General features: G+C 68.5%; 15 protein-coding genes. 11 read left to right on the forward strand and 4 right to left on the reverse strand.

Going from position 1 to position 16,658, the window contains the following annotated elements; translation table 11 throughout:
• Window positions 1-5: 5 nt before the first annotated feature.
• Window positions 6-791 (forward strand): dienelactone hydrolase family protein, encoded by a 786-nt coding sequence (locus CSC71_RS03385; RefSeq protein WP_162372938.1) that lies wholly within the window; start codon window positions 6-8, stop codon window positions 789-791.
• A gap of 4 nt (window positions 792-795) precedes the next feature.
• On the opposite strand, the gene CSC71_RS03390 is transcribed toward CSC71_RS03385, so the two are convergent.
• Complete coding sequence (locus CSC71_RS03390) at window positions 796-1,812, reverse strand: polyprenyl synthetase family protein (protein ID WP_162372939.1); 1,017 nt, start codon at window positions 1,810-1,812, stop codon at window positions 796-798.
• 162 nt (window positions 1,813-1,974) lie between these two features.
• On the opposite strand from CSC71_RS03390, the gene ssb reads away from it, so the two are divergent.
• The 8 genes from ssb (at window position 1,975) to CSC71_RS03430 (ending at window position 11,374) form a co-directional block, all read left to right on the forward strand.
• Complete coding sequence (gene ssb / locus CSC71_RS03395; RefSeq protein WP_162372940.1) at window positions 1,975-2,457, forward strand: single-stranded DNA-binding protein; 483 nt, start codon at window positions 1,975-1,977, stop codon at window positions 2,455-2,457.
• Window positions 2,458-2,511: 54 nt separating this feature from the next.
• Window positions 2,512-3,567: a dTDP-glucose 4,6-dehydratase gene (gene rfbB, locus CSC71_RS03400; RefSeq protein ID WP_162372941.1), complete on the forward strand. Its 1,056-nt coding sequence runs from the start codon at window positions 2,512-2,514 to the stop codon at window positions 3,565-3,567.
• 12 nt (window positions 3,568-3,579) lie between these two features.
• On the forward strand, window positions 3,580-4,467 hold the full coding sequence (gene rfbA, locus CSC71_RS03405; protein ID WP_162372942.1) for a glucose-1-phosphate thymidylyltransferase RfbA: 888 nt from the start codon (window positions 3,580-3,582) through the stop codon (window positions 4,465-4,467).
• Complete coding sequence (rfbC, locus tag CSC71_RS03410) at window positions 4,464-5,021, forward strand: dTDP-4-dehydrorhamnose 3,5-epimerase (protein WP_162372943.1); 558 nt, start codon at window positions 4,464-4,466, stop codon at window positions 5,019-5,021. The genes rfbA and rfbC overlap by 4 nt, the downstream gene beginning before the upstream one ends.
• On the forward strand, window positions 5,018-5,920 hold the full coding sequence (gene rfbD, locus CSC71_RS03415; RefSeq protein ID WP_162372944.1) for a dTDP-4-dehydrorhamnose reductase: 903 nt from the start codon (window positions 5,018-5,020) through the stop codon (window positions 5,918-5,920). Before rfbC ends, rfbD begins: the two co-directional genes overlap by 4 nt.
• 82 nt (window positions 5,921-6,002) lie before the next feature.
• Window positions 6,003-7,925 (forward strand): OPT family oligopeptide transporter, encoded by a 1,923-nt coding sequence (locus CSC71_RS03420; protein ID WP_162372945.1) that lies wholly within the window; start codon window positions 6,003-6,005, stop codon window positions 7,923-7,925.
• Window positions 7,926-8,029: 104 nt separating this feature from the next.
• A complete protein-coding gene (locus tag CSC71_RS03425) occupies window positions 8,030-10,093 on the forward strand; it encodes a S9 family peptidase (protein ID WP_162372946.1) in 2,064 nt (687 codons plus the stop codon).
• 27 nt (window positions 10,094-10,120) lie between these two features.
• Window positions 10,121-11,374 carry a DUF819 family protein gene (locus tag CSC71_RS03430; protein ID WP_162372947.1) on the forward strand — a complete coding sequence of 418 codons (1,254 nt, stop codon included), beginning with the start codon at window positions 10,121-10,123 and terminating at the stop codon, window positions 11,372-11,374.
• A 75-nt stretch (window positions 11,375-11,449) separates the two neighbouring features.
• Here the strand turns inward: CSC71_RS03430 and CSC71_RS03435 are convergent, their stop codons facing one another.
• Window positions 11,450-12,289, reverse strand: a complete 840-nt coding sequence (locus CSC71_RS03435) for a hypothetical protein (protein ID WP_162372948.1) — start codon at window positions 12,287-12,289, stop codon at window positions 11,450-11,452.
• 170 nt (window positions 12,290-12,459) lie between these two features.
• Complete coding sequence (locus CSC71_RS03440; protein WP_211367840.1) at window positions 12,460-14,565, reverse strand: TonB-dependent receptor; 2,106 nt, start codon at window positions 14,563-14,565, stop codon at window positions 12,460-12,462.
• Window positions 14,566-14,633: 68 nt separating this feature from the next.
• Between CSC71_RS03440 and CSC71_RS03445 the strand changes: the two genes are divergently transcribed.
• Together CSC71_RS03445 and CSC71_RS03450 are read left to right on the forward strand one after the other, a co-directional pair.
• On the forward strand, window positions 14,634-15,041 hold the full coding sequence (locus tag CSC71_RS03445; RefSeq protein WP_162372950.1) for a MerC domain-containing protein: 408 nt from the start codon (window positions 14,634-14,636) through the stop codon (window positions 15,039-15,041).
• A gap of 125 nt (window positions 15,042-15,166) precedes the next feature.
• Window positions 15,167-15,346 (forward strand): 30S ribosomal protein THX, encoded by a 180-nt coding sequence (locus CSC71_RS03450; RefSeq protein ID WP_162372951.1) that lies wholly within the window; start codon window positions 15,167-15,169, stop codon window positions 15,344-15,346.
• Window positions 15,347-15,419: 73 nt separating this feature from the next.
• Here the strand turns inward: CSC71_RS03450 and hutI are convergent, their stop codons facing one another.
• Window positions 15,420-16,643, reverse strand: coding sequence for an imidazolonepropionase (hutI, locus tag CSC71_RS03455; protein WP_162372952.1), 1,224 nt, complete (start codon window positions 16,641-16,643; stop codon window positions 15,420-15,422).
• Window positions 16,644-16,658 lie beyond the last annotated feature (15 nt).

Genomic DNA, 16,658 nt, shown 5'->3' on the forward strand with positions numbered 1-16,658 from the left:
CCGCCATGCGCAAGCTCCCGTGGTTGTTGCTCGCGACGCTCGCCGTCGCCACTCCGGCCGCCTTCGCCACCCAGCAGGCCAAGCCGGTGGAATGGAAGGTCGGCGGGCAGGTCTTCAGCGGTTTCGTGGTCTACGACGATGCCGGCAGCGACAGGCGCCCCGGGCTGGTGATGGTGCCGGACTGGCTGGGCGTGACCGACGACGCGGTGGCCAAGGCCCGGCAGATCGCCGGCGACGATTACGTCGTGCTGGTCGTGGACATGTACGGCAAGGGGATCCGGCCGAAGAACCCGAGCGAGGCCAGCGCGCAGGTGACGAAGCTCTACCCGGACCCGGCGGCGATGCGCGCGCGGATCAACGCCGGGCTGGATGCGCTGAAGGCGCAAGCCGGCAAGGTGCCATTGGACGCGACGAAGATCGCCGCCTTCGGCTATTGCTTCGGCGGCTCGTCGGTGCTGGAACTGGCGCGCAGCGGGGCCGACGTGGCCGGCGTGGTGAGTTTCCACGGCGGGCTTTCGACGGCGCTGCCGGCGCGGAAGGGCGCGGTGAAGGCGCCGCTGCTGGTCCTCAACGGCGCCGACGACAAGGGCACGGCCGGCGACATCGCCGGTTTCGAGCAGGAAATGAACGAAGCCGGCGCCGACTGGCAGTTCGTCAACTTCAGCGGCGCGGTGCACTGCTTCGCGCTGGAGAACGCCAACCGCCCGCCGGGCTGCGTCTACAACGAGCGCGCAGCCCGGCGCGCGTACAGGATGATGGACGATTTCCTCGACGAGGTCTTCGCCGACTGAGCGGTCAATGCGTGCGTTCGACCGCGTAGCGCGCCAGTCCGCGCAGCGCGGCCAGCGCTTCGCTGTCCGGCAGGCCGTCGAGCGCGCCTTCGGCCGCGGCAGCGTATTCGAAGGCGCGGCGGCGGCTGTAGTCGAGGCCGCCGGTGGCCCTGATCGCCGCCAGCACTTCCGGCATCGCGCCGGCGTCGCCGTTCTCGACGATCCCGCGCAGCCGCGCGCGCACCGCTTCGTCCGAGTGCGCCATCGCGTGGATCAGCGGCAGCGTGGCCTTGCCTTCGGCGAGGTCGTCGCCGAGGTTCTTGCCCAGGTCGGCGGCATCGGCCGCGTAGTCGAGCACGTCGTCGGCGATCTGGAAGGCATAGCCCAGGTACATGCCGTAGTCGTACAGCTTGCGCTGGGTCGCTGCGTCGACCCCGGACGCCAGCGCGCCCAGTTGCGTGCCGGCGGCGAACAGCACCGCGGTCTTGCGCTCGATCACGCGCAGGTAGGCGGCCTCGTCGGTATCGGGGTTGTGCACGTGCAGCAGTTGCAGCACTTCGCCTTCGGCGATGCGGTTGGTGGTGTCGGCGAGGATCCGCATCACTTCCATGCGGTCCAGTTCCACCATCAGCTGGAAGCTGCGCGAATACAGGAAGTCGCCGACCAGCACGCTCGGCGCGTTGCCCCACAGCGCATTGGCGGTGCTGCGGCCGCGGCGCAGGTCGGATTCGTCGACCACGTCGTCGTGCAGCAGGGTCGAGGTGTGGATGAACTCGATGATCGCCGCCAGCTGGTGGTGCTCGGCGCCGGCGTCGCCGCCGCAGGCGCGGCCGGCCAGCGCCACCAGCATCGGCCGCAGGCGCTTGCCGCCGGCGGAGACGATGTGCTCGGCGATCTGGTTGATCAGCACCACGTCCGAAGCCAGCCGGCGCCGGATCAGGGCGTCGATCGCGGCCATGTCCGGTGCGGCGAGGGCCTGGATCTGCGGCAGGGGCAGGGCGGGCCGGGCCGGCTTCGAATTGGGGTGGACGACGGCGGACATGGGCGATGGCGTATGGAAGTCGCTGAATTATAAGGGCGCGGATGTGAAGGGCGACAGGGCGGATTCCTACCCTGTCGCGGCCGGTCTTCCGATGGCGTTCACATCGGCGGGTATACTGGAATGGCGCTCCGCAATCGGCGGGGCTAAGGACGGAACGAAGACATGGCACGCGGCATCAACAAGGTCATCCTGGTCGGCAACCTGGGCAACGACCCCGACACCAAGTACACCCAGAGCGGCATGGCCGTCACCACCATCAGCCTGGCCACCACCAGCGTGCGCAAGGACCGCGACGGCAACCAGCAGGAACGCACCGAGTGGCACCGGGTGAAGTTCTTCGGCAAGCTCGGCGAGATCGCCGGCGAATACCTGCGCAAGGGCTCGCAGGTCTACGTCGAGGGCAGCATCCGCTACGACAAGTTCACCGGCAACGACGGCCAGGAGCGCTACATCACCGAGATCGTCGCCGACGAGATGCAGATGCTCGGCGGCCGCGGCGAAGGCGGCGGCTCGGCCGAACGCGCTTCGCGCCCGCAACGCCAGGAATACGGCTCGGGCGGTTCCGGCGCGTCGCGCCGGCCGGCGCCGGCGGCCGCACAACCGGCAGCGGACGCGGGCTTCGACGACGACGACATCCCGTTCTGAGCCGGCGGCCGCGCCTTTCCCATCGAACCCCCAGGAAACACTACGGAGAACAGTGTGCCGACATGGCTGGTCACCGGCGGAGCCGGGTTTATTGGCGGTAATTTCGTGCTGGAAGCGGTGCCGCGCGGCGTCCGCATCGTCAACCTGGACGCGTTGACCTACGCCGGCAATCTCGACACGCTGGCTTCGCTGGAAGGCAATCCCGACCACGTCTTCGTGCACGGCGACATCGGCGACCGTGCGCTGGTCGAGCGTCTGCTGGCCGAATACCGGCCCGATGCGGTGGTGAATTTCGCCGCCGAGAGCCACGTCGACCGCTCGATCGATGGCCCGGCCGCCTTCGTGCAGACCAACGTGGTCGGCACGCTCGGCTTGCTGGAATCCGTGCGTGACTACTGGAAGAACCTGCCAGGCGAAGCGAAGGACGGGTTCCGCTTCCTGCACGTCTCCACCGACGAGGTCTACGGCACCCTGGGCGAAACCGGGAAGTTCACCGAGACCACGCCGTACGCGCCGAACTCGCCGTATTCGGCTTCGAAGGCGGCCTCGGACCACCTGGTGCGCGCGTTCCACCACACCTACGGCCTGCCGACGCTGACCACCAACTGCTCGAACAACTACGGGCCGTACCCCTTCCCCGAGAAACTCATCCCGCTGGTGATCGCCAAGGCGCTGGCCGGCGAGCCGCTGCCGGTGTACGGCGACGGCAAGCAGGTGCGCGACTGGCTGTTCGTGCGCGACCACTGCGCGGCGATCCGCGCCGTGCTCGAGCGCGGCCGGGTCGGCGAGACCTACAACGTCGGCGGCAATTCCGAAAAGCAGAACATCGAGGTGGTGAAGGCGATCTGCTCGCTGCTCGACCAGCGCCGCCCGCGTGCCGACGGCAAACCGCGCGAAAGCCAGATCGCCTTCGTCGCCGACCGCCCCGGCCACGACCGCCGCTACGCGATCGACGCCGGCAAGCTGAAGGACGAACTGGGCTGGGAGCCGCAATACACCTTCGAGCGCGGCATCGCCGAGACGGTCGACTGGTACCTCGACAACCAGGACTGGGTGAAACGCGTGCTCGACGGCAGCTACCGCCTCGAGCGCATCGGCACCGCCTCGTAAGGGAAACCGGAAATGACCCAGCGCAAAGGCATCATCCTGGCCGGCGGCTCCGGCACGCGCCTGTACCCGATCACCCGCGGCATCAGCAAGCAACTGCTGCCGGTGTACGACAAGCCGATGATCTATTACCCGCTGAGCGTGCTGATGCTGGCGGGCATCCGCGAAGTGCTGGTGATCAACACGCCGCACGAGCAGGCGTTGTTCCAGGCATTGCTCGGCGACGGCTCGCAGTGGGGCATGCGCATCGAGTACGCGGTGCAGCCGAGCCCGGACGGTCTGGCGCAGGCCTACCTGATCGGCCGCGACTTCGTCGCCGGCCAGCCAAGCTGCCTGGTGCTGGGCGACAACATCTTCTACGGCCATGGATTGACCGAGATGCTGAAGCGCGCCGACGAGCGCGCCGACGGCGCCACCGTGTTCGGCTATTGGGTCAGCGATCCGGAACGCTACGGCGTGGCCGAATTCGACGCGCAGGGCAAGGTGGTCGGGCTGGAGGAGAAGCCGAAGCAGCCGCGTTCCAATTACGCGGTCACCGGCCTGTATTTCTACGACGGCCGCGCCAGCGATTACGCCGCCGCGCTGAAGCCGTCGCCGCGGGGCGAGCTGGAGATCACCGACCTCAATCGCCGTTACCTGGAGGACGGTTCGCTGCATTTGGAGCAGATGGGCCGCGGTTTCGCCTGGCTGGATACCGGCACCCACCAGTCGTTGCTCGAAGCCTCGAACTACATCGAGACGATCGAAACCCGGCAGGGCCTGAAGGTCGCTTGCCCCGAGGAAATCGCCTATGCGCAGGGCTGGATCGATGCCGCGCAGGTGGAAGAGCTCGCCGCGCCGCTGGCCAAGAACGGCTACGGCCAGTACCTGTTGACGCTGCTGAAGCGCGGGGCGGTCAAGTGAAGGTCGTCGAAACCGACTTGCCGGGTTGCGTGGTGATCGAACCGGCGGTGTTCGGCGATGCGCGCGGCTTCTTCTTCGAGACCTGGAACGCGCAGCGTTACGGCGAACTCGGGCTGCCGTCGCGGTTCGTGCAGAGCAACGTTTCGTCGTCGTCGAGGGGCGTCCTGCGCGGTTTGCATTACCAGTGGCCGAACCCGCAGGGCAAGCTGGTCAGCGTGCTCGAAGGCGAGGTCTACGACGTCGCCGTCGACATCCGTCGCGGCTCGCCGACCTTCGGCAAGTGGGCGGCGGCGGTGCTGAGCGCGGAGAACAGGCGCCAGTTCTGGATACCGGAGGGTTTCGCGCACGGCTTCGCGGTGCTTTCGGATCGCGCGCTGTTCAGCTACCTGTGCACCGACGTCTACTACCGCGAACACGATGCCGGCGTGCGCTGGAACGATGCCGACATCGGCATCGACTGGCCGGTCGGCGAGCCGCAACTGTCCGACAAGGATGCGAAGGCGCCGTTCCTGTCCGAAATCGCGCGGGAACGGCTGCCGGCCTACGCCGCATGAAGATCCTGTTGCTCGGCGCGAACGGCCAGGTCGGCCGCGAGTCGCGGCGCAGCCTCGCCTCGCTGGGCGACGTGGTGTGCGCCACGCGCGGCGGCAGGCTGGAGGACGGCACGGAGTGCGAGGCCGCCGATTTCGACGCGCCGGATTCGCTGCCCGCACTGGTCGAGCGCATTGTGCCGGATGTCGTCGTCAACGCCGCCGCCTACACTGCGGTGGACAGAGCCGAGGAAGAAGTCGAGGCCGCGTTCCGCGCCAACGCCGAGGCGCCGCGCCAGCTCGCGCAGGCCTGTGCGAAGCGCGGCATCCCGCTGGCGCATTATTCGACCGATTACGTCTTCGATGGCGGCGGCGCGCGGCCGTACCGCGAGGACGACCCGACCGCGCCGCTGGGCGTGTACGGCGCCAGCAAGCTGGCGGGCGAGCGGGCGATCCAGGCTTCGGGCTGCCGATACCTGATCTTCCGCACCGCATGGGTTTACGCCGCGCACGGCAAGAACTTCCTGCGCACGATGTTGCGGCTTGCCGCGGAACGCGACGAATTGCGCGTGGTCGCCGACCAGATCGGCACGCCGACTCCGGCCGCGCTGATCGCCGACGTCACTGCGCAGGTACTGGCGCAGTCGCCGGGGCGGTCCGGTATCTGGCACCTGACCGCGTCCGGCGAAACCAGCTGGCACGGTTTCGCCCGGGCCATCGTCGATGCGGCGGTGCAGCGTGGATTGCTGGCGAAGGCGCCGAAGGTGATCCCGATCGCGACCGCCGACTACCCGACGCCCGCACGACGACCGGCATATTCGCGGCTGGATACGTCCCGGTTGCAAGCCGATTTCGGCATCGAATTGCCGGATTGGCGCGAGGGCATGGCCCGGGTGCTGGACGAGATCGCGGCAAGCCGCTGAGCGCGCCGATTCCGCCGCAAGGCTTCCCGGAACGCGTGCCATCCGGTAGTTTGTCGCCCACTTTGCCATCCGGGGACCGGGCATGAACGAAAAGACCCAGCCGCAGCTCACATTCCGCGCCGTCATCCTCGCCATCGTGCTGGCGGTGGTGCTGTCCGCGGCCAATGCCTACCTCGGCCTGTTCGCCGGCCTGACCATCGCCACTGCGATCCCGGCGGCGGTGGTGTCGATGGGCGTGCTGCGCCTGCTCGGCGGCGGTTCGATCCTCGAGAACAACATCGTGCAGACCGGTGCCTCGGCCGGTTCCTCGATCGCCGCCGGCGTCATCTTCACCATCCCGGCGCTGATCATCCTGGGGCACTGGAATACCTTCGAATACTCGTGGGTGCTGGCCATCGCCGGCCTCGGCGGCCTGCTCGGCGTGCTGTTCTCGGTGCCGCTGCGGCGTTCGATGATCGTCGAGGAACCGCTGCCGTTCCCCGAAGGCAAGGCCGCGGCGGAAGTGCTGAAGGCCGGCGAGAACCCCGGCCCCGGGCTGAAGATCCTCGGCCTGGCCGGCGCGATCGGCGCGGTGGTCAAGCTGGCCGCACAGAGCGGCCTGCGCATGATCCCCGATACCGCTGCCGGCTCCGGCTTCCTGGGCAAGTACCTGGCCTACATGGGCACCAACCTGTCGCCGGCGCTGCTGGGCGTGGGCTACATCGTCGGCCTCAACGTCGGCATCGTGGTCGTTTCGGGCAGCATCCTGTCGTGGCAGTTCGCGATTCCGATCTACCACGCGTTCTTCCTGGGCAGCGATCCGGCCCTTGCGTCGTCGATCGCCGGCGCGGGTGCGGAGGATGCGGCGTTCGCGATCTGGTCGGCGAAGGTCCGCTACCTCGGCGTCGGCACCATGCTGGTCGGCGGCATCTGGACGTTGTTCTCGCTGCGCAAGTCGCTGGTGTCGGGCATCCGCAGCGGCTTCCATGCCGCGCGCAAGGGCGCGGGTGCGGTCGTCGCCGAGACCGAGCGCGACCTGCCGATGAAGTGGATGCTGGTCGCGCTGGTGGCGTTCACGCTGCCGTTGCTCGGCCTGTACCAGGCCGTCGTGCAGCAGTGGCATGTCAGCATACCGATGACCGTCATCATGATCGTCGCCGGCTTCCTGTTCGTCTCGGTGTCGGCCTACCTGGCCGGCCTGGTCGGTTCGTCGAACAACCCGGTCTCCGGCATCACCATCGCGACCATCCTGTTTGCGTCCGTGGTGCTGATGTTCCTGCTCGGCCGCGATTCGCCGATCGGCGCGGTGGCCGCGATCATGATCGGTGCGGTGGTGTGCTGCGCGGCGGCGGTCGGCGGCGACAACCTGCAGGACCTGAAAGCCGGCTACATCGTCGGCGCCACGCCGTGGAAACAGCAGCTGATGCTGGGCATCGGCGCGTTCTCCTGCGCGCTGATCATGGCGCCGGTGCTGAACCTGTTGTCGCAGGCCTACGGCATCGGCGCGCCGACGCCGGAGCACCCGAACCCGCTGTCGGCGCCGCAGGCGACGCTGATGGCCTCGGTGGCGAAGGGCCTGTTCGGCGGCAAGCTGCCGTGGGACATGATCGCCATCGGCGGCGTCATCGGCGCGCTGACGATCGCGCTGGACGAGTGGCTGAAGGCGCGCGGCAGCAAGTTCCGCGTGCCGGTGCTGGCCGCGGCGATCGGCATCTACCTGCCGCTGGAGCTGATGGTGCCGATCTTCCTCGGCGGCCTGCTCGCGCATTTCGTCGAGCGCGCGCACAAGATCGGCGACGACGAGGAGGCGCGCGACCGCATCCATCGTCCCGGCACGCTGTTCGCCGCGGGGTTGATCACCGGCGAAGCGCTGATGGGCATCGCCATCGCGATCCCGATCGTCGCGTCGGCGCGCGCCGACGTGCTGGCCCTGCCGGAAGCCTGGCAATTCAACAAGTGGGCGGGCCTGGCGGTGCTGGCCGTGGTCGGCTGGCTGCTGTACCGCAGCAGCAAGAAAGCGGCGTAAGTCCCCGTGGCGGCGGATGGCGCAAGGGGGATGACTTCATGCCTTTGCGCCGGACCGCGGTTGCGGCCTAACATCGGCGCTTTGCCGAATTCCGGGAGTCCCGCATGAAGCCGAAGCTCGCCATCCTTTCCCTGTGCCTGCTCGTCGCGCTTCCGACGGCCGCTTCCGCCGCCACGCGCGGCTTCGAAGTGCGCGACCTGGCCGCGCTGGACCGCGTGTCCGCGCCGGCCCTGTCGCCCGACGGCGGCACCGTGGTGTTCGCCAAGCGCCAGGTCAATGCGGAAGTGACCAAGGCTTCGACCGCGCTGTACGTGCGCAACCTGCGCACGCGCGACATGGCGCCGCCGAAGCGGCTGACCCCGGAAGGCTGGAGCGTCAATTCGCCGGCGTTCTCGAAGGACGGCAAGTCGGTCTATTTCCTCAGTGCGAAATCCGGCCCGCAGCAGCTGTATTCGATCCCGCTGGCCGGCGGCGAGCCGAGGCGCCTGACCGACTTCGCGCTGGACGTGGACGCGTACAAGCTGTCGCTGGACGGTACGCAGGTCGCGCTGGCGTTCGCGGTGTTCCCCGACTGCAAGGGCGACCTCGACTGCACGAAGAAGAAGCTCGACGACGCCGAAGCGGCGAAGGCGACCGGCAAGGTGTTCGACCGCATGTTCATCCGCCACTGGGACACGTGGGCCGACGGCCGCCTGAACCGCGTGTTCGCGGCGAAGCTGGACGGCGAGGGGATGATCAAGGCGGCGACCCTGCTCAGCGGCGACATCGATGGCGACATTCCGTCCAAGCCATTCGGCGACCTGTCCGACTTCGCCTGGTCGGCCGACGGCAGACAGGTGGCGATGAGCGTGCGCCAGGCCAACCGCGAGGAGCCGTGGGGCACCAACTTCGACATCTGGCTGGTGAACGCGGACGGCAGCGGCGCGCGCAACCTGACCGCCGCCAACAAGGCCTGGGACGCCGGCCCGGTGTTCTCCGCCGACGGCAAGACCCTGTACTACCGGGCGATGGCGCGCCCCGGCTTCGAGGCCGACCGCTTCGCGCTGATGGCGATGGATCTGGCGTCCGGCCAGACGAAGGAAATCGCGCCACGCTGGGACGCCTCCGCCGACGGCATCGCGCTGTCGGCCGACGGCAGCCGGATCTACACCACCGCGCAGGAGCTCGGCAGGCATCCATTGTTCGCGGTGCGGCTGGACAACGGCGAGGTGGAGCCCGTGGCGGGCGACGGCTCGATTTCGGCGTTCGCCCTCGCCGGCGACACGCTGGCCTTCACCCGCAACTCGATGAAGAGCGGCGACCAGCTGTTCGTCGCCCGCGCCGACGGCAGCATGCCGCGCGCGATCACGCAGAGCGCCGGCGAAATGCTGCCGGAAGTGAAGTTCGGCGACTACGAGCAGTTCCAGTTCGCCGGCTGGAACAACGATGTCGTGCACGGCTACGTGGTCAAGCCGTGGAATTACGTCGCCGGCAGGAAATATCCGGTCGCGTTCCTGATCCACGGCGGCCCGCAGGGCAGCTTCGGCGATGGCTGGAGCTACCGCTGGAACCCGCAGACCTATGCCGGCCAGGGCTACGCGGTGGTGATGATCGATTTCCACGGCAGCACCGGCTACGGGCAGAAGTTCACCGACGCGATCAGCCAGCACTGGGGCGACCGCCCGCTGGAAGACCTGCAGAAGGGCTGGGCCGCGGCGCTGAAGAAGTACGACTTCCTCGACGGCGACAAGGCCTGCGCGCTCGGCGCCAGCTACGGCGGCTTCATGGTCAACTGGATCGCCGGCAACTGGAACCAGCCGTGGAAGTGCCTGGTCAGCCACGACGGCGTGTTCGAGAACCACGCGATGGGCTACGCCACCGAGGAACTGTGGTTCAGCGAGTGGGAGAACGGCGGCACGCCGTACGACAACCCCGATGGCTACCAGAAGTTCAACCCGGCCAACCACGTGAAGGACTTCAGGGTGCCGATGCTGATCATCCACGGCCAGCAGGACTTCCGCATCCCGGTCGAGCAGGGCATCGCGCTGTTCACCGCGCTGCAGCGCAAGGGCGTGGAATCGAAGTTCCTGTACTTCCCGGACGAGAACCACTGGGTGCTGAAGCCGCAGAACAGCATCCTGTGGCACGACACGGTCAACGCGTGGTTGAAGCAGCACATCGGCCAGTGACGCGGTTCGTCGCAGCGGAGTCCGCGCATGGATGAATCCGCACGCAGCGTGCTGATCGGCAACGATGCCGTGATCCTCGGCATCCTGATGGCCATCCTCGGCTTCGTGTTCTGGGGCAGTTCCCGCACGGACGGACCCTGGAAAAGGTTCTACGCCGTGGTGCCGGCGATCCTGCCCTGCTACCTGTTGCCGGCGATCTGCAACAGCATGGGCCTGTTCGACGGTACCGCGTCGGGACTGTACCCGATGGCGCGCGACTACCTGCTGCCGGCATCGTTGGTGCTGTTCTGCGTGGCGATGGACCTCGGCGCGGTATTGCGGCTGGGCCCGAAGATGCTGGCGATGTTCCTGGTCGGTACGCTCGGCGTGATGCTGGGCGCGGTCGTGGCGTTCGCGGCAATGGGCGTGATCCATCCGCAAACCGTCGCCGGCGAAACCTGGCGGGGCATGACCACCATCGCCGGCAGCTGGATCGGCGGCGGCGCCAATCAGGCGGCGATGAAGGAGGTGTTCGGCGTCGATGCCGACCTGTTCGGGCAGTTCGCCGCGGTCGACGTGATCGTGGCCTACGCGTGGATGGCGGTACTGCTGTTCATGGCGTCGCGCGCCGCGGCCATCGATCGCTGGATCGGCGCCGATACTTCGGCCATCGAGGACCTGAAGCGGCGTATCACCGCCTATCAGGCGGAACACGAGCGCAATCCGTCGACGGCCGACCTGATGTCGATCCTTGCCATCGGCATCGGCGGCATGGGCCTGTCGCACCTGCTGGCCGGTCCGATGGTGGCGTGGATCAAGACCCTGCCGGCGGAATGGAAGCTGGCCGACTACAGCCTGGATTCGCGCTTCTTCTGGATCGCGATCTTCGCCACCACCCTCGGCGTGCTGGCCAGCTTCACGCGCGCCCGCAGCCTGGAAGGCGCCGGTGCGTCGAAGATCGGTTCGGTGATGCTGTACGTGCTGATCGCCACCATCGGCATGCAGATGGACCTGAAGATGCTGGCCGAAAGGCCGTTGCTGCTGCTGCTCGGACTGATCTGGATCGGCACGCACGGCGCCTTGATGCTGCTGGCGGCGAAGCTGTTGCGCGCGCCGCTATTCTTCATGGCGGTGGGATCGCAGGCGAACATCGGCGGCGCGGCCAGCGCGCCGGTGGTGGCCAGCGCCTTCCACCCGGTGCTGGCGCCGGTGGGCGTGTTGATCTCCGTGCTCGGTTATGCGCTGGGCACCTATTGCGCCTACCTGACCGGCCTGACACTGCAGGCGATGGCGGGCGGCTAGTCCCGGATCGCGGGCCTGCGCCAAAAAAAAAGCCGCCCCGAGGGGCGGCTTCGCGGGTGCGGGCCTCGCAGGGCTTCAGTTCAGCGGGCAGCCCATGTTGTTGTAGGCGTCCAACGTGGCCGACAGCGAGATCATCACGTCGCGGTCGTTGCTGCCCAGCGCGAACGTGGTCATGTCGATCACCTGCTGGGTGGTGAGCGGGAATTCGACGCCGCCCGATGCCGCGTTCAGCAGCGAGGCCACCGCCTGCTTCAGCAGGATGCGCTTGGCACCGTCGATGCCCGGACCGCCCTTGTAGTTGAGCGCGGTGAGGAAGGTGTCGTTGAACGCATTCGCGCCGAATGCGGATTGCAGGCTCGAACCGGTCGTGTACGGCCACGGCCAGGAATCGTGGTGCTTCGGCACCTTCCAGTAGCCGAGGGTGCAACCTTCGACGCCCTCGTGCGGGGTCGAATAGCAGAAGCTGGCCTTGTCCAGGCCTTCGTACTTCGGATTGACGTAGGGCGGCGTGGGCACCGCGGTGCCGGCCAGGTTGCGATCCTCGGTGACCGGCGGGTCGTAGCTGTAGTCGTAGGCGCCGTTCGGGCCCTGCACCAGCACGTGGTGGATGGCCTGCCCGCTGCTCAGCTGGTACCAGTCCAGCACCCAGCCATCGCTGGAGAAGTAGTAGGCGGTGGCGACGTCCAGCGTGCCGTCCGAGTGCAGGGTCACGTCTTCCGGAATCGGGCTGATCACCAGTTCCGAGAGCAATCCGGCGGTATCGAAGTCGCGGCAGCTGAAGCTGGGATCCACCGGCGTCTTGGTACCGATCGGGTAGCCGGTGGCGGAGGCGGTCCCTGCGGCGGCCAGGGTAAGGGCCAGGGTTGCGGCGGTAACGCGAAGCTTCGGAATCAACGAGCGGGAAATCGCATTCATCGGGTTCTCCCCTGTCAGACCGACTTCCGCCTCCGACGCCCGTCGTACCGCATGAATGAAGTCGTACCCGGAGGAACGCAGGCCGGTACCGGAACCGGACACCACCGGCCTGCGGTTGTGCGCGGCCGGCCGCGAATTGCGGCCGGGCACGCGGCCCGACTGGCCCGGGGTCAGAAGAACGCGCGCACGCCGAACGACCAGTTGCGGCCCGGCAGCATCACGTCGTCCTTCAGGAACGAGGTGTGCACGCGTGCATCCTGGTCGGCCAGGTTGTTGCCGTCCAGGAACACTTCCCAGGCGGTGTCGTCGCGGTCGATGTGCCAGGCGACGTGAGCGTCGACCAGCGTGTAGCCGGCAGTCGGGGTTTCGTTCACGGCGACCCGGTCCTGCTTCCGGTAGCGGGTCGCGCCCAGCGAGGCGCGCCAGGCCTGGCCTTCCCAGCGCAATTGCGCACCGAAGCGCGCCGGCGCAATGCGCGGCAGGTTGCCACCGTCCCTGAGCCGCGCGCGCACCGTGTCGCCGAACACGCGCAGGTCCCAGGCGCCGAGGGTCTCGTCGTCGGCCAGGTGCATGGTCGCTTCGCCTTCGAAGCCGCGGAAGACCGCGTCGGCCTGCGACCATTGGCGGATCGGCAGTTCCTCGTCCTCTTCGTCGAAATACCAGGTGTCGCCGGTGTCGGCGAGGTAGATGAAGTCGTCGTAGCGGTTGTAGTAGGCCGAAACCTTGGCGTCGACGAAGTCGTTGCGGTACTGCAGGCCGAGTTCGGCCTGGTTGGCGGCTTCCTTCTTCAATCCGGCATCGCCGACCTCGTAGGCGAGGGTGGCGATGTGCGGGCCGTCGGCGAACAGTTCCTCCTCGGCCGGCGCGCGTTCGGCGTGGTCGAGGCTGGCGGTCAGGCGCCAGTCGTCGTTGAAGCGGTAGCCGCCGCCCAGCGATGCGCTGGCCGGCTTGAAGTCGGCGGACAGGCCGCCGTCGGTTTCGTATTCGATCCGGTCCAGGCGCGCGCCGAATTCGGCGTCGAACGCGCCCCACGAATGCTGCGCGACCGCGAACAGGCCCAGCGATTTGTTGCCGGTCGTGGGTACGAAGGCCTCTTCGCCGATCGCGGCGAAGGTGGAATCGGCGCCCTGCAGGCCGACCGCGGTCTTCCAGCCGCCGTAGGCGAAGCTGGCCTCGACGCGGCCCTCGTTGGCGCGCTTGTCGAATACGGTGCCGGTCTCGTCGCCCTCGAACTCGGTGTGCTCGTAACCGGTATGGCCGAAACTCCAGCGCAGGCCGCTGCCTTCGCCCCAGGGATCGGTCAGGCCGCCCTTCAGTTGGTAGCGGTCCTGCCGCAGCTTCAGCCATACGCCGCGCTCGCCCGCGGCCGGGTCGCCGGGTTCGCCGGGTTCGCCGGGTTCGCCGGGTTCGCCGGGTTCGCCGGGGTTGCCGGGGTTGCCGTATTCGTCGTCGAAGCGCGCCACCGACACGCCGACGAAGCCCCAGTCGCCGGCCAGCGACGCGCCCAGCGCGCCGGACTTCGCATCGATGAAGGTATTGGCCTGCCGGCCCCGCGGCGTGTCGTAGTCCTTCGCGTTGCGGTAGACGCCGTCGGCATGCACCGACAGCCCGCCGTTGCCGGCATCGACGCGGAACATCGCGGTCTCGCCGTCCTTGTCGCCGGCGTCGAGGCGCGCCCCGGCGCGCCCGCTGATGCCTTCGACCGCGTCCTCGGCGATGCGGCCGTCGACCACGTTGACCACGCCGCCGATCGCGCCGCTGCCGTAGAGCAGGGTGGACGGGCCCTTCAGCACCTCGATCTGGTCGGCGAGGAAGGGTTCCACCGCCGGCGCGTGGTCCTGGCTGACCGTGGACGCGTCCTGCCCGGACAGGCCGTTGTCGAGCACGGCCACGCGCGGGCCGTCCATGCCGCGCACGATCGGCCGGCCGACGCCGGGGCCGAAGTTGGAGCTCTGCACGCCGGTCAGGCCGGAGATGGTTTCGCCGAGGCTGGCGGCGCGGCTCTCGTCGAGGCGCTCGCCGGCCAGCACCTCGGCCGGCTTGCTCAGTTCCTCCGCGGTGCTGCGCAGCGCGCCGGCGGTGACCACGATCTTGTCCAGGTCCTTGGTATGGCGGTCGCCCGAGGCGGATCCGTGCCGGGGATCGGCGGGTGGGGGCGTCTGCCCGGCATCGGGGGTGCTCTGGGCGAAGGCCGGGGCGGCCGCCAATGCGGCGACGAGGGCCAGGGCAAGTCGGTTCAGCTTCATCTGCAGCCTTGAAGGGGAGGAGGGAGAAATTCGATTATTGATGTTATAATATATCGAAACTGGCTCGGGCCCCTCTCCCGAAAGTCATACTTCCGATCATGGCCTCCGACTTCCGAAAATGGCTGGACCGACTCGGCGCGACCGGCTCGCTGTTGTGCGCCGTGCACTGCGCCGTGTTGCCGCTGCTGATCGCGCTGCTGCCGGCGCTGGGCGTGTCGGCCTGGCTGGGCGATGGTTTCGAGCGCGCTTTCGTGGCCTTCGCCACCCTGCTGGGCGCCTTCAGCCTGGTCTGGGGTTGGCGCCGCCATCGCGCGGTGCGCGCGCTGGGGCTGCTGGCCCTGGGCCTGGCCGCGTTATGGGCCGCGGTGCTGTACGCGCCGCTGCACGCGACGCTGGTGCCGCACGCGGTGGCGATGACCTTCGGCGGCACCCTGGTCGGGGTGGCGCACGTGATCAACCTGCGCCTGAACCACGGCCACGTGCACGACGCCAGCTGCGCGCACTAACCGGGCTTTTCCAGCGTCCTGCCTGCGGTTTCCGGGGCCGGCGGGTCGGCCGTTGTGGTAGCATTCGCGCCCTTGCGCAGCGGGTTTCCGGCTTGCGCAGCGTCTTTCACTACGAGGAGTTCCAGATGGGCAAGGGTGATCGCAAGACCGCCAAGGGCAAGCGCTACAACAGCAGCTACGGCAATGCGCGCAAGCAGGTTTCCAAGGTCGCCGTGGGCGCCGCCGCGCCGGTGGCGAAGAAGACCGTGACCAAGGCCCCGGCCAAGAAGGCCGTGGCGAAGAAGACCGCCGTCAAGGCCGGCTGATCTCCGGTTTTCGGCGGGGCGAGAAACGCGGCGCTTGCGCCGCGTTTTCCGTTTCCGGGATCCGCTTCCCCGGTCAGGCGATCCGGCGTCCGCCGGAATACGCGGCGAGCAGCGGATTGCCGCCCAGCCAGTAGGCCAGCTCCGCCGGCCGCGCGACGTTCCACAGCGCGAAGTCGGCGCGCATGCCCGCCTTCAACGTGCCGCGGTCGCCCAGGCCCAGCGCCCTTGCCGCGTTGACCGTCGTGCCGCGCAGCGCCTCGGCCGGAGTCAGCCGGAAGTGCGTGCAGGCCAGCGACATCGCCAGCCGCAACGACTGCAGCGGCGAAGTGCCCGGGTTGCAGTCGGTGGCCACCGCCATCGGTACGCTGTGCTCGCGGAATGCGTCCAGCGGTGGCAGTTTCGTCTCGCGCAGGCAGTGGAACGCGCCGGGCAGCAGCACCGCGACCGTGCCGTGCGCAGCCATCGCACGCACGCCGTCGGTCGACGTGTATTCGACGTGGTCGGCCGACAACCCGCCGAATTCCGCGACCAGTGCCGCGCCGCCGCCGTCGCTCAGCTGGTCGGCGTGCAGCTTGACCGGCAGGCCGAGCGCACGCGCGGCCTCGAACACGCGCCGGGTCTGCGCGATGTCGAAGCCGATGCGTTCGGCGAAGGCGTCGACCGCGTCGACCAGGCCTTCGGCATGCAACCGCGGCAGCCACGCGACGACTTCGTCGATGTAGGCATCGGCACGACCGGCGAACTCCGGCGGCAGCGCATGCGCGCCAAGGAAGCTGGTGCGAACCTCGACGCCCAGCGTTTCGCCGACGCGTTTGGCCACGCGCAGCATCTTGCGCTCGTTGGCGAAGTCGAGGCCGTAGCCGGACTTGATCTCGAGCGTGGTCGCGCCGTCGCCAAGCAGCGCCTTCGCGCGCGGCAGCGATTGCGCCAGCAGCGCGTCCTCGCCCGCTTCGCGCGTCGCCCGCACCGTCGACACGATGCCGCCGCCGCCGCGCGCGATTTCCTCGTAACTGGCGCCCTGCAGGCGCTGCTCGAACTCGCCGGAACGATCGCCGGCGAAGACCAGGTGGGTGTGGCAGTCGATCAGGCCGGGGGTGATCCAGCCTTCGGCTTCGATCGTTTCGTCGGCCAGTTCGCCGGGATCCGCGGGCAGGGCGGCGGCCGGGCCGACGAAGGCGATGCGCCCGTCCTTCCAGCCCAGCGCGCCGTCGCCGATCGCGCTATAGCCTTCGCCATCCAGCGTCGCCAGCGAGGGGCCGACGATCAGTCCATCCCAGGGGGGGCGGGTCGTACTCATCGGCCGATTGTAAGC

Origin of the sequence: Pseudoxanthomonas sangjuensis (assembly GCF_010211755.1) — a bacterium.
GTDB lineage: Bacteria > Pseudomonadota > Gammaproteobacteria > Xanthomonadales > Xanthomonadaceae > Pseudoxanthomonas_A > Pseudoxanthomonas_A sangjuensis.

Excerpts from the sequence above, each read along its gene's own strand:
- CSC71_RS03390 (WP_162372939.1), bottom strand. The coding sequence starts at position 1,812 with ATGTCCGCCGTCGTCCACCCCAATTCGAAGCCGGCCCGGCCCGCCCTG.
- CSC71_RS03430 (WP_162372947.1), top strand. The coding sequence starts at position 10,121 with ATGGATGAATCCGCACGCAGCGTGCTGATCGGCAACGATGCCGTGATC.
- CSC71_RS03420 (WP_162372945.1), top strand. The coding sequence starts at position 6,003 with ATGAACGAAAAGACCCAGCCGCAGCTCACATTCCGCGCCGTCATCCTC.
- CSC71_RS03450 (WP_162372951.1), top strand. The coding sequence starts at position 15,167 with ATGGGCAAGGGTGATCGCAAGACCGCCAAGGGCAAGCGCTACAACAGC.
- CSC71_RS03425 (WP_162372946.1), top strand. The coding sequence starts at position 8,030 with ATGAAGCCGAAGCTCGCCATCCTTTCCCTGTGCCTGCTCGTCGCGCTT.
- CSC71_RS03445 (WP_162372950.1), top strand. The coding sequence starts at position 14,634 with ATGGCCTCCGACTTCCGAAAATGGCTGGACCGACTCGGCGCGACCGGC.
- rfbD (WP_162372944.1), top strand. The coding sequence starts at position 5,018 with ATGAAGATCCTGTTGCTCGGCGCGAACGGCCAGGTCGGCCGCGAGTCG.
- CSC71_RS03435 (WP_162372948.1), bottom strand. The coding sequence starts at position 12,289 with ATGAATGCGATTTCCCGCTCGTTGATTCCGAAGCTTCGCGTTACCGCC.
- ssb (WP_162372940.1), top strand. The coding sequence starts at position 1,975 with ATGGCACGCGGCATCAACAAGGTCATCCTGGTCGGCAACCTGGGCAAC.
- rfbA (WP_162372942.1), top strand. The coding sequence starts at position 3,580 with ATGACCCAGCGCAAAGGCATCATCCTGGCCGGCGGCTCCGGCACGCGC.
- CSC71_RS03385 (WP_162372938.1), top strand. The coding sequence starts at position 6 with ATGCGCAAGCTCCCGTGGTTGTTGCTCGCGACGCTCGCCGTCGCCACT.
- hutI (WP_162372952.1), bottom strand. The coding sequence starts at position 16,643 with ATGAGTACGACCCGCCCCCCCTGGGATGGACTGATCGTCGGCCCCTCG.